We start from the raw sequence: 16,251 nt of genomic DNA on the forward strand, positions 1-16,251 counted from the left end.
AAAAAATGTAAATGATATATTAGACAGCTTTTATAGGCTTCGTTAATTTTAATGGGGAACGTCGGTGTAAATTTTTAAGCATCGGATGAAAAACCTCTATTTTTTAGCTCTTTTTACACCGTCTACCCTATGCAACATGTTATCCATTAATGTCATTAACTTGGGAAATAATGTTTAATACCCCTCATTATTTTATCTTTAACAAACTCAATACACGATATGAAAAAATTCATTCAGGAACAGTTTGAAAATAATCAGTTTCAATCCGTTAATTTACTGGCTATTTTACGAGAAATTCAAGCAACATTTTATTTTATTCCACCTGAAGCGATTGAGCTATTGGCGGAACAACTAAAAATTGAGCGAACACAGATTATTAGTGTCATTGAATTTTATAGTTTTTTTCATTTAACGCCTCGTGGACGTTATGATATTTTACTCAGTGATTCCATTACTGACCACATGTTAGGAAAAGAAACCCTCGCCACTTATTTTGCGGAAAAATTATCCCTTGAACTCGGTCAAGTCCGTGAGGATGGCTTAGTGAGTTTAGCCAATACCGCCTGTACAGGAATGTGTGATCAAGGCCCCGCTGGATTAATTAATGGTTATGCCATTACACGATTAGATAAAAACCGTATTGATAACATCGTCGGTTTAATCGAATCTCAAACTCCGCTTAACGCATGGCCAAGTGACTTTTTTAAGGTGGATGATACTATTTATAACGCAGGTTTATTACTCAATGAACCGATTGCTTTAGGCGAGGCACTTAAGGCGACCTTTAAACGGGGATTACCCGAAACCCTCGATGAACTAGACCGTTCAGGTTTACGTGGACGAGGCGGAGCTGGGTTTAATACCGCGATGAAATGGAAATTTTGTTCACAAGAACCCAATTCCACACGCTATGTCGTTTGTAATGCCGATGAAGGCGAACCTGGTACCTTTAAAGATCGAGTGTTACTTAATCGCCATGCCCATCAAGTTTTTGAAGGGATGACCCTTTGTGCCGCCATTATAGGGGCTAAGCAGGGGTTTTTATATTTACGAGGCGAATACCTACATCTTTATGCCGCGTTAAACGCGGCTTTAGCCGTTCGCAATGAACAAAATTTATTGGGGAAACAAATCCTCGGACAAGATTTTGAATTTGAAATTGAAATTCGCTTAGGGGGCAGGGGCTTATATTTGTGGTGAAGAATCCGCGTTAATTGAATCGTTAGAAGGTAAAGCAGGGATTCCCCGAAACCGCCCGCCCTACCCTGTTGTTGAAGGTTATTTAAATAAACCCACCGTAGTTAATAATGTTGAAACGTTTGTCGCCGCCGCTAAAATTGCGGTAATAGGCGGACAAGCCTTTGCTAACGTAGGCACTAAACAATCCACTGGCACAAAAATTCTTAGCATCAGTGGCGATTGTGAACGAGCAGGAATTTATGAATACCCCTTTGGAACTCGAATTAGTCAGGTATTAAATGACTGTGGCGCAGAGAATGTTTTAGGGGTTCAAGTCGGTGGGCCTTCTGGAACATTTATCTCTAATGAAGAATTTGAACGGACTTTAGCCTTTGAAGATTTAGCAACAGGCGGCTCCTTTATTATTTTTAACCAACAACGTCATCTATTAGATTGGGTTAAAAACTTCACCCATTTTTTTGCAGATGAAAGCTGTGGATTTTGCACCCCCTGTCGTGTAGGTACGTCACTCTTAAAAAAACAACTGGATAAAATAGTCGATGGACATGGTTCAGCGGGGGATGTCGTTGCTTTAGAAGAGCTTTGCCAACTCGTGAAAAACTACAGTCATTGCGGCCTAGGTCAAACCGCAGCTAACCCCATTTTAACCACCCTACAACGTTACCCTGAAATTTATCAACAACAATTAAAAACAATTAGTTATGAGCCTGGTTTTGATTTAAACGCTTCCCTAGAAACAGCAAGACGTTTAGCCAATCGAGATGATGCAGGGGCTTATTTAGCTCAAGTCGAGGATTAAAAAAATGCGTGAAACCATAACCATTGATGGTAAAGATATTCCTTTCACCGAAGGTCAAACCATTATAGAAGCAGCAACGGAGGCAGGTGTTTATATTCCGCATTTATGTCATCACCCTGATTATAAACCGCATGGCAGTTGTAAATTATGTACGGTTAAAGTCAACGGTCGTAATTGCTCCGCCTGTACTTTTCCTGCCGCTACGGGCCAAGATATTTTAAATAAAACCGATGCGCTGGAAGAGGATCGGCGTAAAATCACTCAAATGCTCTTTGTTGAAGGAAATCACTTTTGTCCCTCATGTGAAAAAACAGGAAACTGTCAATTACAAGGGGTCGCCTATCATTTAGCCATGCAGGATAATCATTTCCCGCACTTTTTTGCGAACAGAGAAGTCGATGCCTCTCACCCTGATTTGATGATAGATCATAATCGGTGTATTTTTTGTAATTTATGTGTCCGCGCAAGTCAGGAAAAAGACGGTAAAAATGTCTTTGCCATTAGTGGGCGGGGCATTAATAAACGACTGATTATTAACTCCTCCTCAGGCAAATTAAAAGAAAGCACCCTTGATATTAATGATTGCGCGGCAAATATTTGCCCAACGGGGGCCATTCTAAAAAAACGGACAGGCTATAACGTGCCTATTGGACAACGCACCTATGACCATCAACAAATAGATCAGGTCTCACTTACGGAAGAGGCGGATTTATGAGCGATAAAATCAGAATTGCAACCACCTCATTAGCGGGCTGTTTTGGTTGTCACATGTCATTTTTAGACATTGATGAACGATTAGTAAAATTAGCTGAATTCGTTGAATTTGATCGCTCCCCCCTTACCGATATTGAACACTGCAGTACCACCTGTGATATTGGTTTAATTGAAGGTGGCGTGTGTAATTCAGAAAACGTCCATGTTCTAAGAGAATTTCGTAAAAATTGTAAACTCTTAGTCGCGGTCGGGGCCTGCTCTATTAATGGTGGATTACCTGCCATGCGCAACTCTATCCCCTTAGAAGAGTGCTTAAACGAGGCTTACATCAATGGCATCGGGGTCGAAAATGCACAAATCCCCAATGATCCCGAACTCCCGTTATTATTAGACAAAGTTCACCCCATTCATGAAATTGTTAAAGTCGATTATTATTTACCAGGTTGCCCCCCTTCTGCGAATGTTTTTTGGAAATTTTTAACCGATCTTATTGCAGGCCAAGAACCGAGTTTACCTTACGAACTACTTCATTATGATTGATAAGCAATGCGTTCTTTAAACATAAATAACTTGAATTAAAATCCTTAGAGCCTAATAATAAGCTATATTATAAAACACTAATAAACTACCACTTGATAACGAGGAAAAAATAATGGAAGCAACCGTAAAATGGGTCGATGGAAGAATGTTTGTCGGTGAAACAGGCAGTGGTCATGCCGTTATTATGGATGGGCCTGCTAATCATGGCGGGCGTAATATGGGCATTCGTCCTATGGAAATGTTATTACTCGGTGTGGGAGGATGTTCATCATTTGATGTGATCGAAATTTTACAAAAAGGTCGTCATAACGTGGTTGATTGTGTCGCTGAAGTTACCGCTGAACGCGTTGATGCCGTCCCGAGCGTGTTTAGTAAAATTCATTTACATTTCATCGTCACAGGTAATGACTTAAAATCCTCTGTCGTTGAACGAGCAGTGAAATTATCGGCTGAAAAATACTGTTCTGCCTCAATTATGTTGTCTAAAAGCGTTGAAATTACCCATGATTTCGAGGTAAAAGCCAGTAACGAAAGCTCATAAACTCAGTTTAATGCAGGAAAACTAACCGCAGGTTAGCTCGCCTCAGTTATTAATCCTTTTTCTGCCCAGATAAACTGAGGATTATTTAAACGGGTCATTAAGCGTTGATAATTTTCATCTTCTGAATTTCGGTCGTTTTGAAAATGCCAAAGATGTAATACAGGTAATGCAAAACGACCTTCTTTACGTTTAACCCCTAAATGAATCAAACGAATCACTAAGTCAGAATCTTCATAGCCCCAGCCTTCAAAAAGTTGATCAAAGCCATTAACGTTCATAAAATCTGCTTTCCATAACGCAAGATTACACGCCATTGCCTTTTGCCAACGCTGTGGATGACGTAACCGAAAGAAGTCAAAAGGGACATAAATAAAAGGAAGTAAGCGATTAATATAACCTTGCAATCGCCATTTTATAAATTTCAATCGACTTTGTTGATGTAAGGCTAACTTATTTTTTAAAACGTGATCCGTAAAGGCTGGATTAAGTAAAACACGATTACCTGCGACAAAATAGCCGTGGGTAGCAAAATGTCGATGGCGTTTGATAAAGTAGGGGAAAACAATACAATCCCCATCAATAAAAATTAAATAATCCCCTGAACTCAACGCAACCGCTTTATTGCGTATGGTTCCCGCCCTAAATCCCTTATCCTCATGATAACAATGCTTTAAAACCACAGGACTTTCTAAACTGAGCTGCTTAATTAAATCCGTCGTCGGTTTTTTTGAGCCATCATCGGCAATAATAATTTCAAACTTTAAATCCTGTTGCGCAAATAAACTACGAATACAGGCTTCAAGTGCAGCGTCCCAATTATAAGTCGTCACAATCACAGAAATCATACTAATAGCCTTCCGTGTGTTGCAATTCCAGTAATTTCAAATGCTTATAATAGGTTCCTTCTGCATTTGAAATCGCCAACATGAATCCTTGTTGCCCATCTAAAAAGGCCGCTTTTAATAAATAGGTACGAACAAACGTCCATACCCCTTTAAAAATAGCCTGCATCAATGAAGTTCGTTTTCCTTGTTGATATAACTTACGCGCACCCAATGTAGAATACGTGTTGACCTTATGTAACACTTCATCAAGATTAATAAACGCTTCATGCTTAAAAGCTTCTGTTAAACGACTAAGCGTTCCTTCAACAATAATACGTTCGTGAACTAACGCTTCTGTAAAATGGCCTTTTTCACGTTTAAATAATCGTAAGACATAATCAGGATACCAGCCTGCATGTTTAATTGTTTTGCCACAATAACGGGATAACCGTGGAATTTCAAAGCCATCAATATCAACGGCTTGCATCGCCTGTTTTATTTCACGTTGCAAGGCAGGACTCACAACTTCATCCGCATCAATAGATAACACCCAATCACCCACCGCTTTATCCAATGCGCGTTGTTTTTGTAATCCAAACCCTGGCCAGTCCGTACTAAAAACCTGATCCGTAAATTGCCGACAAAGTTCGATCGTATCATCATCACTTCCTGAATCTAAGACAATAATTTCATCTGCAAAACGAACCGAATTAAGACAATGGCTGATGGAATGCGATTCATTTTTGGTAATAATAATAACACTAAGCATCGGTATTTTTTTCGAGTAACAAGGCAGGTTTGTAAGCGAGTAAGATTCCCATAAAAAAAGCGAGTAAATGCCCTTCAGGAAAGGTTTTAAAATACGCATTAAATAAACTTGCAACGGTGATGGTCATTAAAAAACTGACGGCAAGTTTTCCATAAAAATCTTGTTGTAACCCTTGTCGAAACGCCACATAAAGATAAATTAAAAAAATTAACAAACCCATTAAGCCATTTTCTAAGCTTATATATAAATAAATATTATGCGGGTCGGTGGTTGTTAAGGCGCGCCAGCCTTGATAATGACTTGCTGCATACTCACCGTAGGTGGATTCAAACGAGGAGGTTCCATAACCCCATAACGGGCGTTGTTTAATCAATTCCACCGTATTTTTAGCAAAAATAACCCGAACACCAATCGAGCTAATATGCGGGCTACTGTCATAGCTGTTAAATTCTTTGAGACCTTCATCAACACGTTGTTGTAGCGTGCTAGAACTGACCACCAGTAGCAATACGAATACACTGGCAAGCGCCATAATAATCGGGAGCTTTTTATAACCGTAAAGACTGCCCACCGCAAAGACTACCGCAATCGGTAAGGCAAAGTAAGCCGTTCTTGCTCCACTAATAAAAAAGATATTAATAATAAATAACGCGATGGCGAGACTTAAGCCTTGTTTTTTTAGCGTAGAGGTCGTTTCATGCCGTAAAAAAATACAAGCCAATAACGCGGCTATAAACGCCGTACTTTGGGTCGCGTAATTCGTCATGAAAATTCCCGCATCATGCCCTGCGCCCTCACGAACCACAATATTCAGTTGCCATAAAACAATCCCAATAAGCGCGGCAAGACTCATAAAACTAACATAACTATGAATGAAATAGCCTTTCCATTTTTTTGAATGAAATAAGCCTAAAAGAATAAAAAGATAAGCAAATTTCTTCCAACTCAGCAGGGTATCCACTTTATCATGCCAACTGGTTTCCGCATAAAAAGTCCCAATAACTAACCAAACAAAAAAAATTAAAATCATTTTTCCTGTTGCCTGTTGATAAGCAATCGTTAAACTCGCTAACACCTTGCCTGAAAATAGCCATGCAACTAACATTAAAACACAGCCAACACTGGTGATTGCCGTTGAAATTGGAGCCACAATCGCAATAATAATCGCACAACAGAGGCAAAAAAAATGAGATTTTTCAGTAAATTTTTGGTAAGAAAGCATAAATTAAGTTAATCGTTAAAAACGCACAGGTAAAAATATTATTTATCTGACAGGATATTAGTTTGCAGGTTTAAGGTCGGGTTCATCCCTAGCGATGTTATCCAGTTCTAATAAGGCCACCGAAGCGACTGAACTCCCTGCAATGCCTTTAATTGAACCGTACATGTGGGTCGTATTTAACAACACTTTCTGTAATTGTTTTTCACGTTGCTTCCAGATACGCGCCATTGAGCGTTTTTCTGAGTCTAAATCCGTTTGCATTTGAGAAAAGCCTTCAACAATCCCCTCTATTTGTAATTTAAACTCATTACTCGTCAAATAGTGATACAACAATTCCATTTTTTCGCCTTTATTTTCTTGACTGGCCAGAGCTTCCGATAATTTAATCACCGTTTCCCGCAACACAAAAGATAAGCCTTTAAACTCTTCAAACGAACAAACCCACACCCCTTCTCTTAAACCCATTCGAGGCATATCTGCTGGCATCGCCTCTGTCACTAATACGCCCAGTGTTGAATTTTTTTCACGAATATCATTTTTAAATTTTTCAATCCAACTCGCTTGAAATTCTTTAGTTCGTTTACTTTCATAATAAATCGTGCCACAATTTTGTTGAATCGGGGTATGAACGGTTTGTAAACAATCCGCCCCTCGCGCGCCTTTTTTAATTTCCTCAATAACATCCAAAGGAAAATGAGAGGCTAACCATTCTTCAATCGCAAGCTCTTGTACTTCGCCTTGCATTTGCATCGAACCTTGTTCTGCTTTACGATTCATTTCAACAATTAATTGTTTTTGGTCATCCAATTGTTTTTGGTATTCTTTATACTTAAGCTCTGAATTTTCATCGGTTTGACGTTGTATTTTTAAACGCTCTTCGGTTAATTTTTCCGAAAACTCCCGTTCTTTTTCCAAGACGACTTCACCGCGCACTTCGTCCTTTTCACGCTTTAAGCGCATTAAATCGGCTTTCGTTTGATTCAATTCTTTTAATTGTTCTGATTTAGCGACGAGTTGTTGTTCTAAATTATTAACCTGCCCTGACATTTCAGATTGCATTTCAGTGGTGATTTTATCACGTAAAACCTGTTGTTCCTGTTTAAACTGTTCATTGAATCGTTGAGCGGCTTCCGCTTCAATACTATTTTTTTGCTCCTCTTTTTCACGCTTTAAACGCTCAATTTCAGATTTTGCCTGATTAAAATCTTTTAATTGATTAGATTTAGCCGCTAATTCCTGTTGTAACTCATTCAACTGTCCTGATAATTCAGATTTCATTTCAGTGGTAATTTTATCACGAAACGTTTGTTGGTCGTGTTTACGCTGTTCATTAAAACGCTGTGAAGCCTCTGCTTCAATAGCTTCTTTTTGCTCATTTTTTTCACGTTTTAAGCGTTCAATTTCAGATTTAGCGTGATTAAATTCTATCAATTCCGTGGATTTAAGCATTAATTCATTATGTAACGCCTCAATCTGCACTGAAGACTGCGCTTCCATTTCTTTTTTTACTTGAGAGCGTGTCTCTGCCGTTTTTTCTTTTAAACGCTTGTTAAAACGTTGGGAATAATCCGCGTCAATCGTTGCTTTCTGTTCATCTTTTTCACGTTGCAAACGCGTAATATCGGCTTTCGCCTTATTAAAGGCTTTAAGCTCGAATGATTTAGTCGCTAATTCCTGCTCAAAAGCCCCGACTTGAGCGGCATGTTCATAATCTAATTGCTGCTTAATTTGTTGCTTTAACGTCTGTGTTTCCTGCTGCAAGCGTTGCTGTACAATCGAATCTTGTTGACGACGCTGTTCATCTAATTGAGTTTGTTGCTGTAATAAGTTTTGATGCTGTTGGTGATACTGAGCGTCTTTTTTAGTTAATTCGTTAGTATATTTTTTTTGAATCTCGGCTTCGATTTGATGATGCAAAATATCATTAACATCAATTTGAGAGCCACACTGGGGGCAAGCAATATTACTACGTTGTTGACTCATTTTATCATCCCATAAATATTAGTCAGTTAAAAATTAAACGTTGTTTGAAAATAAACATGGCGGTCTAATTCAGAATGGTTTCCATTTTGAACAAATCTAGGGCGAAATTCAATATGTTTTTCAATTAAATTACGACCGATAATTGAAAACTCTAAATTTTCCACGGGACGATAACCTAAACGTAAATCCAAACTGCTGTAATCTGAAATTGGAGACCCTTGAACAGATTTCAGTGTATCAATATAACGAAACCAAATATCTAGCTCTAATTTATCCGTAATATCAAAGGATGAACGCAAACTTAATTGATTTTCAGGACTTTTTTTACTTTCGTCATCTTGACCCCCTTCCTTATTATAAAAACGACCTTGAAAATAACTATAACCTAAGTTTAACCTCCAAAAATCAGTCACTTGCCATGAAAGAGCGAGTTCTCCGCCATAACTATAACCTGATGTGCCATTTGTAATCGTTAAAGGTGACGAAATGAATGGGATTCCTTCATTACTTAATTTAACCGACGGCGTACCGTTTAATTCATAACTAAATAAATTGTCATAATTCGTATAAAATAAGCTGACATCCAGTGAAAATTTATCTTTAAATTGAAACCGATAACCTAATTCATAAGATAAGGTTTCTACCGATTTAACCTGATCGTTAACCCCCTCAAGCTTAAGAGGTAAACCATTGATTGTTGCGGGAACCTCATTAGGCCGTTTCGCCCAAGTATTGGCATCATATTGAGTGCGAGTCGGGGTTTTAAGCGCCCTAGAAACCGCGCCCCAAAGACTATGATCTTTATTAGGTGTCCAAATAAAACGAACATTAGGTTGGTATTCAAAACCTGAAAAATCATTATGTTCTATTTTAGTCCCGATAATAATTTTTAATATTTTAGGAACCAGTGTAAACTCATCTTGCATAAAGCCACTAACCGTTTGATAATACTTATTTTCTGGCGTGAATTTATAAAATGTATTTTCTATTAATGTATCTTGAACAGAATGATACGTTACCCCCCATGAAAAATTATGTTGTGCATTAATTCTTAAATGATGGTAAAAATCAATATTAAACTGATGAACCGTTGAAGACAAAAATATTTCGTTTTGTTGATAATCATAATACGCTTGTAATGAAAAATTTGAATCACTTGATAATTTTTTATCCCAACGCGCCAACAAACTAAATAAAATAGAGTCTTCTTTACGAAAGATTTTTTTTGTATAAGGCGCGATGAGAGTAGGAACATTGGATTGTTGATTATAACGTCCTTTAAAGCCACGCCCTTGAATCAATAAATCATCATCCTCTGCTGATAAATTTAATTGAAACCCCGCTAATTGCAAACGACTCTCATCATTATTATCGCCCCCTGTTGAGGTTTTATAACGTTGTTGACGCTTACTTTGAAAATAAACTCGCCCAAAATCATGTTCATTTAATTGAAACCCATGACGAATATGCCCAAATAATTTGTCATCACCGCCTGTGAAACTCATTTGAGTTCCTTGTGTTTTTTCAGCTTGTTTGCTAATAATATTAATAACCCCATTAACGGCATTCGCTCCCCATAACGTTGCCCCTGAACCCCGAATCACTTCAATTCGTTCAATATTATCAAGAACAACATCTTGGTTTTCCCATATCGTACCTGATATAGAAGGATGATAAAGTACCCGCCCATCCATTAAAACCAACAGCTTATCACTCGCGCGTTCATTAAAACCACGGGATGAAATCGCCCATTGATTCGCATTCATTTGAGCAACATGCAATCCAGGTGCCATGCGTAAGGCTTCGGGAATATTCATAACCCCACTACGGCGAATATCCTCGCTATTAATAATAAAAACTGCGGCGGCTGAATCATGAACCGTCTGTATTTCCTTACTTACTGATGACGTTATTTGTAAGTTTAATAATTGTTCAATCGGTATATTAACTAATTCTTCCATTGAAAAGACATTATCGTCCATAGATGCTTTTTCAGCATAAACCGTTGGGATTATAAGGACTGACAGTAAGAGTAGAAAGGGCGGTTTAATTTTCATTCATAATTTTAGGGTTACTTAAATTTACTTAGACATAACGGAAGGTAGGCTCGCTGTTAGCAGGTTTGAAAAAAACTAATTTTTCACTTTTCTTAACTCACATTGAGTGGGGATAAATTCATATTTTTATATTAAAAAGTTTGATAACAGGCGGCTTATAAAAAATATTTTCACAAAAAAGACAGGAAATTTATAACTCTTTGTTTTACAATAATAATTAAGATAAAAATAAAATAAATAATCCTATAAACCTGAGTTATTAACTTTAATTAGACATAAATTATAGCTTATAAGTGTGACCTTCATCTTGTTTTTTTATAAAAAAATATAAGGTCAGTTTATTTTTTTAATAGGTCTTTTTATGATTATTTATGATGCCTAGATAGCACTTTCGCCCACAAAAAATCAATAGCCAACCGAATATTTATGGTTTTATTGCCTATAAAATTCACAATTAATTAATTTTTTTGAAAGGAATGCGCTTGTTAACCGACTAACTAGTAAGTTTCATCATTTGGGTTGATGAAACCTTAATTAACTTAGAGACTATTATTATGAAAAAAACTAAAATTATTACATTAGGCACACTATTATTAACGGGTTTATCGGTAACAACCGCCCAAGCAGAAAATAATGTCGTCGATGTTAATTCATTTGAAATGACAGATTTGTCAAGTGGCTACATGCAACTAGCTGAAGCCGATGAAGCCACCACGAAAAAGAAAGAAGGCGCGTGTGGTGAAGGTAAATGTGGTAGTAATAAAAAAGAAACCCCTAAAACAGGCGAAGGCAAATGTGGTAGTGATAAAAAAACGGGTGAAGGCAAATGTGGTAGTGATAAAAAAGAGGTCGAAGAAGCCCCTAAAAGCTAAAAATAAATAGGATGGGTTAATCAACCTTTTCTATATTTACTGAGTACAAATTTAGGTGTAAAACCTCGAAGATTGTTAACTGTCTTCGAGGCTGTCTCTTTAGCTAAAAGTTTAATTATCAGAAAACTGTATTAAGATATACTGTGATTTTTAAATTCATTTTTTTTCCACTATGAACGAGTCCTTCCCGCTAGACCCTGAAAACTGGTTAAATGATTATGGCGATATGCTTTATCGTTATGCCGTTATCCGAGTTCGCTGCCAAACCACCGCCGAAGATTTATTACAAGAAACATTACTAGCCGCTATGCAGGGCGTTGATAAGTTTAATAAAAAATCGTCACTAAAATCCTGGCTGTTTGGAATTTTAAAACATAAAATTATGGATTATTATCGAAAATATCAGCGTGAAATCCCTCTACTAACGGAGTCTGATTTAGGGGAAGACTTACTTGAACATCAATTTAATGCACAAGGACACTGGCAAGTGGAGTTAAGCGATTGGGTTTCTCCTGAGCAAAATTTAAATAATGATGAATTTTGGGAAATATTTTATCAATGTCAATCACGTCTACCCGATACGATGGCTCAATTATTTACAATGCGTGTTATTGATGGCCTATCAACGGAAGAATGTTGTCAGATATTCAATTTTAAAACAGATAATCAGTTATGGGTTGCCTTGTCTCGAACACGAATGAAATTACGGCAATGTTTAGAAACGCATTGGTTTAATCAAGGAGAAAACAAATAATGTTAAGCTGTGAAAAAATTATTGATTTAGCCTCTAAACAGTTAGATACATCTATTTTAAAACGACAACGTATTGAAATGACCCTTCACTTATGGTTATGTAAAACCTGTCATCGTTACGTTAAACAACTTGGCATTATTCAAACGTTAGCGGGTAATATTGATGAACATGGCAAAAATATAGGCTTGTCTAGCGAGGCACGCCAGCGTATTCAAAAAATACTTAAAAAACCTAAATAACCCCCTCTTAAAAGATAAAGCCCCCTATTCCGCTAAAACTAAACTAAGAACGACTATTATTACCTCATTAGAATGCGTAAAATAAACCTTTTTTACGAAACCTAACCTTATACAATGCAAATTGATGTTTTTAATGGGGATGCGGATGGTCTTTGTAGCTTATTGCAATTACGTTTAGCTAAGCCTTGTGCGTCTAAACTTATCACCAGTTTTAAGCGTGATATTACGTTACTAACCCGTGTTCACGCAAATCGCAGCGATAACCTCACCGTTTTAGATATTTCATTACAAAAAAATCATCACGATTTAGTTCGACTGCTTGATCAAGGGGTCAATATTTTTTATATTGACCATCATTTAGCGGGGACTATTCCACAACACGCTCAATTAAAAACCCTCATTAATACCCAAGCAAATACCTGTACCAGTTTATTAGTGAATCATTATTTAAACGGTGACCATTACCTGTGGGCAATCGTTGGAGGCTTTGGTGATAATATGCCTATTGAAGTCATTCAAGCCGTTAATAAAAGTCGATTAGATAATACTCAGTTAGATCAATTAAAAACACTGGGGATCTGTCTTAATTACAATGGTTATGGTACCTGTATTGAGGATTTACATTTTGCGCCCGATGCTTTATATCGTGAACTGGAAGCCTATCAATCCCCCTTTGATTTTATGTCTAATAACTTGACTATTTATCAACAGTTAGTTCAGGGCTATGAGGACGATATGGAACAAGCGGCTATCCTAGAAGCCAGTTATTCTAATGAGTTTGTTGCCATCTATCAGTTACCAAACACCTTGTGGGCAAGGCGGGTTAGTGGTGTTTTTGCCAATGATTTAGCGAATAAATACCCCAATCGCGCCCATGCGATTATTAGTCATAATAAGCAACAAGGGTATCAAATCAGTGTAAGAGCGCCGTTAACCAATAAAACAGGGGCGGGTGAATTATGCGCTTTATTTTCAACAGGCGGCGGGCGTAAAAGTGCGGCAGGAATTAATCACTTAACAGATGATGAACTCCCCCGTTTTAAACAACTTTTTGAAAAACAATATTAGACTTGTTCTTCTAAATAAAATATATTAAAATCAATTGCTTATATATACTTGATAACATTCACAATCAGTTGATACAGCCTAATAAATAAACTTTAAATTAAATTATTAAAAATAATAAATAAGCTTTATAATAAATTTCTATAAAAAATAAAAATCAAAGTATAACATGAAAATAAAAGAAATTTTACCAAGAATTTATGATGATAGACAGTTAAGAGCTTTAACAGGATTAAAAACAGAACATTTTATTTTACTATTATCTCTATTTGAAAAGACCCTTATTGAAGATCAAAAAGAAAAACATGAAAATAAAGAAAGAAAATACGGTAGTGGTTTAGATAGCACATTAAAAACACCCGCAGACAAATTATTATTTATATTAAATTATATGAAGTGCTATTCTACTTTCGATCACTTAGGGTTTTCTTTTAATATGAATAAATCATGCGCCCATACTCATGTATACAAATTATTTCCAATTTTAATAAAGACGTTAGATATATTTAATGTTTTACCTGCAACAAGTTTTTCAACCCCTGAAGAAATGCAGCAGGCTTTTGGCGGAGTTCAAACATTGATAATAGATGCTACAGAGCGTGCTGTACAACGCCCTAGTGACTATGAAGAACAAAATGAATTTTACAGTGGTAAAAAAAACAGCATACAATTAAAAATACCACTATAGCTTCTTTAGGTCATTTAATTTTATATATTGGGGTTAGTTTTCCAGGTAAAAAATCATGATTATGGAATGTTTAAAAAAGAATTTAATCCAGAATTAAATTGGTTTAGTAATTTTAATATATTTATTGATTTAGGTTATTTGGGGTTTAATAATGAATATAAAACTAATTCGGTAAATATTCCTCATAAAAAACCAAATAAATCTAAGCATAATCCAAACCCAACATTAACAGAAAATCAAAAAAAAGAAAACAAAGAGATGAGTCGTGAAAGAGTCATTGTTGAGCATGTAATCGGTGGAATGAAAAGATATAGATGCCTAGTTGACAAGTTTAGAAATAAAAAAGAAGGTGTAAAATATTTATTTTCTTTTTTAGCGGCTATCCTATGGAATTTTAACATGATATATTAACTTCTTCTTAAAGAACAAGTCTATTGCCAAAAATCACAATAATTTAACGATGATGCAAGTTCAATTTAATAAGCGTTGTTTTTTCATACTTTTAATGTTAGCTAGTTTATCCATTATTAATTACAGTACTTATAATACGGTTAAGGCGATGCCCCTTAAAGTTAATTATAAAATTTTACGGAGTGCCGTCGCCGTTAATTTTGACTCAAAGGGTCGATTATGGCGATTAATTCCAACTATTGACTCTATTTATGTCGATTATTCTGATGATAAAGGTAAAAATTACAGCACACCGATTAAAATAAATCCAAAGCCACAAAAAATGAGTGCTTGGCCAGAAAACCCACCGGCTATTGCCATTAGCCAATCGGGTCGCATTCATGTACTTTATTATGCGGATGAGCAACAAAAAACCACTAATTTTTATAGCTATTCGGATAATAAAGGAAAAAGTTTTAGTCCCCCCGTTTTAGTGAGTGACCAAGCAGACACCGCACTGCACTATATGGCAAAAATGCTACTTGATACCGACGACAATTTATATTTATTTTGGCATGATAGTCGTCATACCCCCCCTAATCATCAATCAGGAAAAGGGACTTTAGCACTTTATTATAGTAAAAATCACGCCTCCAAAAAACAGCCCTTTAAGAACCAATTTATTAGCCATGGAATTTGCTCCTGCTGTCGCATGGCAACCGCATTAAGCTCGACAGGATTACCTGTTATTTTTACGCGAATGATTTTTAACCAAGGAGTCAGAGATCATGGACTTTTTAAAATAAATAAAAAGGGTCAATGGTCAAAGCCCCAACGCATTACAAAAGATAATTGGCAAATAGAAGCCTGTCCTGAGCATGGCCCTGCATTAGCAATTGATCGCAAAAATAGAAATCATTTAGCGTGGTTTTCATTAGGTGAAACGCGTCAAGGAATCTTTTATGCCTATAGCGATGACGAAGGAAAAACACTCTCTAACATCTTGCCTTTAGGGGATAAAAATAAATTGGCAAGCCATCCCCATGTTATGGCTATAGATCAACATGTCGCTCTTGTTTGGACACAGTTTGATGGTAATCAAACATCCGTTTTACTAAAAACGTCGCTTGATCGGGGAGAAACATGGTCAGTTGATAAAACGATTATTTCATCAACAGGCCAAATGAGTCATCCGCGTTTATTAAATGACGGGCAGCAATTCTATTTATCTTTAACCAGCATAGATCAAGGCCATCAACTTGTTGAGATTAATGACTGATGTTATGCAAAAGGAGCAAATAACAGGCCTCAATTTTCATATGAATATGATAAATAAACATTGCGCTTAACAATGATTTTTGGCGGATGAAACGTTATCGCTTATGAGACTATGAAAGTATTCAATAAAATCACTAAAAATAGTACAAAATATGCGGTAAATTATTGATTTTTCTTTATCGAACTTTGATTTTTTCTTGAATTTTGAATACTTTCACAACCTCTTACTCGTCCTACTTCGCTGTAGAAGCGGATGGTTTAATTGTCCAAGAATAATTCGTAGCTCGTATGGAGTGAGGTGAAATACGGGATTTCG

Annotated in this window: 15 protein-coding genes and 1 pseudogene; 11 read left to right on the forward strand and 5 right to left on the reverse strand. The window is 36.5% G+C overall.

Annotated elements, in window-relative coordinates:
* The first annotated feature begins 219 nt into the window (after nt 1–219).
* From Q9M50_13740 to Q9M50_13755, 4 genes and pseudogenes are all read left to right on the forward strand, one after another.
* Nucleotides 220–1,999 (forward strand): annotated as a pseudogene (locus Q9M50_13740) (NAD(P)H-dependent oxidoreductase subunit E).
* Nucleotides 2,000–2,003: 4 nt separating this feature from the next.
* A complete protein-coding gene (locus Q9M50_13745; GenBank protein ID MDQ7091676.1) occupies nt 2,004–2,714 on the forward strand; it encodes a 2Fe-2S iron-sulfur cluster-binding protein in 711 nt (236 codons plus the stop codon).
* Nucleotides 2,711–3,253: an NADP oxidoreductase gene (locus tag Q9M50_13750; GenBank protein ID MDQ7091677.1), complete on the forward strand. Its 543-nt coding sequence runs from the start codon at nt 2,711–2,713 to the stop codon at nt 3,251–3,253. Before Q9M50_13745 ends, Q9M50_13750 begins: the two co-directional genes overlap by 4 nt.
* A gap of 112 nt (nt 3,254–3,365) precedes the next feature.
* Nucleotides 3,366–3,794, forward strand: coding sequence for an OsmC family protein (locus tag Q9M50_13755; GenBank protein MDQ7091678.1), 429 nt, complete (start codon nt 3,366–3,368; stop codon nt 3,792–3,794).
* A gap of 32 nt (nt 3,795–3,826) precedes the next feature.
* Here the strand turns inward: Q9M50_13755 and Q9M50_13760 are convergent, their stop codons facing one another.
* The 5 genes from Q9M50_13760 to Q9M50_13780 are packed head-to-tail and all read right to left on the reverse strand — an operon-like array spanning nt 3,827 to nt 10,649.
* A complete protein-coding gene (locus tag Q9M50_13760; GenBank protein MDQ7091679.1) occupies nt 3,827–4,645 on the reverse strand; it encodes a glycosyltransferase family 2 protein in 819 nt (272 codons plus the stop codon).
* Entirely contained in the window at nt 4,641–5,387 is a 747-nt protein-coding gene (locus Q9M50_13765; protein ID MDQ7091680.1) for a glycosyltransferase family 2 protein, read from the reverse strand. The genes Q9M50_13760 and Q9M50_13765 overlap by 5 nt, the downstream gene beginning before the upstream one ends.
* A complete protein-coding gene (locus tag Q9M50_13770; protein MDQ7091681.1) occupies nt 5,380–6,609 on the reverse strand; it encodes an O-antigen ligase family protein in 1,230 nt (409 codons plus the stop codon). The genes Q9M50_13765 and Q9M50_13770 overlap by 8 nt, the downstream gene beginning before the upstream one ends.
* A gap of 57 nt (nt 6,610–6,666) precedes the next feature.
* The gene (locus tag Q9M50_13775; protein MDQ7091682.1) at nt 6,667–8,592 is read right to left on the reverse strand and encodes a DUF2130 domain-containing protein; all 1,926 of its coding nucleotides are present in this window, start codon (nt 8,590–8,592) and stop codon (nt 6,667–6,669) included.
* Between the two features lie 26 nt (nt 8,593–8,618).
* Nucleotides 8,619–10,649, reverse strand: coding sequence for a TonB-dependent receptor (locus Q9M50_13780; GenBank protein ID MDQ7091683.1), 2,031 nt, complete (start codon nt 10,647–10,649; stop codon nt 8,619–8,621).
* A 554-nt stretch (nt 10,650–11,203) separates the two neighbouring features.
* On the opposite strand from Q9M50_13780, the gene Q9M50_13785 reads away from it, so the two are divergent.
* From Q9M50_13785 to Q9M50_13815, 7 genes are all read left to right on the forward strand, one after another.
* Nucleotides 11,204–11,521: a hypothetical protein gene (locus Q9M50_13785; protein ID MDQ7091684.1), complete on the forward strand. Its 318-nt coding sequence runs from the start codon at nt 11,204–11,206 to the stop codon at nt 11,519–11,521.
* Nucleotides 11,522–11,693: 172 nt separating this feature from the next.
* On the forward strand, nt 11,694–12,275 hold the full coding sequence (locus Q9M50_13790; GenBank protein ID MDQ7091685.1) for a sigma-70 family RNA polymerase sigma factor: 582 nt from the start codon (nt 11,694–11,696) through the stop codon (nt 12,273–12,275).
* Nucleotides 12,275–12,514, forward strand: coding sequence for a hypothetical protein (locus Q9M50_13795; GenBank protein ID MDQ7091686.1), 240 nt, complete (start codon nt 12,275–12,277; stop codon nt 12,512–12,514). Before Q9M50_13790 ends, Q9M50_13795 begins: the two co-directional genes overlap by 1 nt.
* Nucleotides 12,515–12,628: 114 nt before the next feature.
* Complete coding sequence (locus Q9M50_13800) at nt 12,629–13,582, forward strand: DHH family phosphoesterase (GenBank protein MDQ7091687.1); 954 nt, start codon at nt 12,629–12,631, stop codon at nt 13,580–13,582.
* A gap of 166 nt (nt 13,583–13,748) precedes the next feature.
* A complete protein-coding gene (locus Q9M50_13805) occupies nt 13,749–14,267 on the forward strand; it encodes a transposase family protein (protein MDQ7091688.1) in 519 nt (172 codons plus the stop codon).
* Between the two features lie 66 nt (nt 14,268–14,333).
* On the forward strand, nt 14,334–14,678 hold the full coding sequence (locus tag Q9M50_13810) for a transposase family protein (GenBank protein ID MDQ7091689.1): 345 nt from the start codon (nt 14,334–14,336) through the stop codon (nt 14,676–14,678).
* 94 nt (nt 14,679–14,772) lie between these two features.
* Nucleotides 14,773–15,936, forward strand: coding sequence for a sialidase family protein (locus Q9M50_13815; protein ID MDQ7091690.1), 1,164 nt, complete (start codon nt 14,773–14,775; stop codon nt 15,934–15,936).
* Nucleotides 15,937–16,251: the final 315 nt, after the last annotated feature.

It is taken from the genome of Methylococcales bacterium, assembly GCA_030949405.1.
Taxonomy (GTDB): domain Bacteria; phylum Pseudomonadota; class Gammaproteobacteria; order Methylococcales; family Methylomonadaceae; genus WTBX01.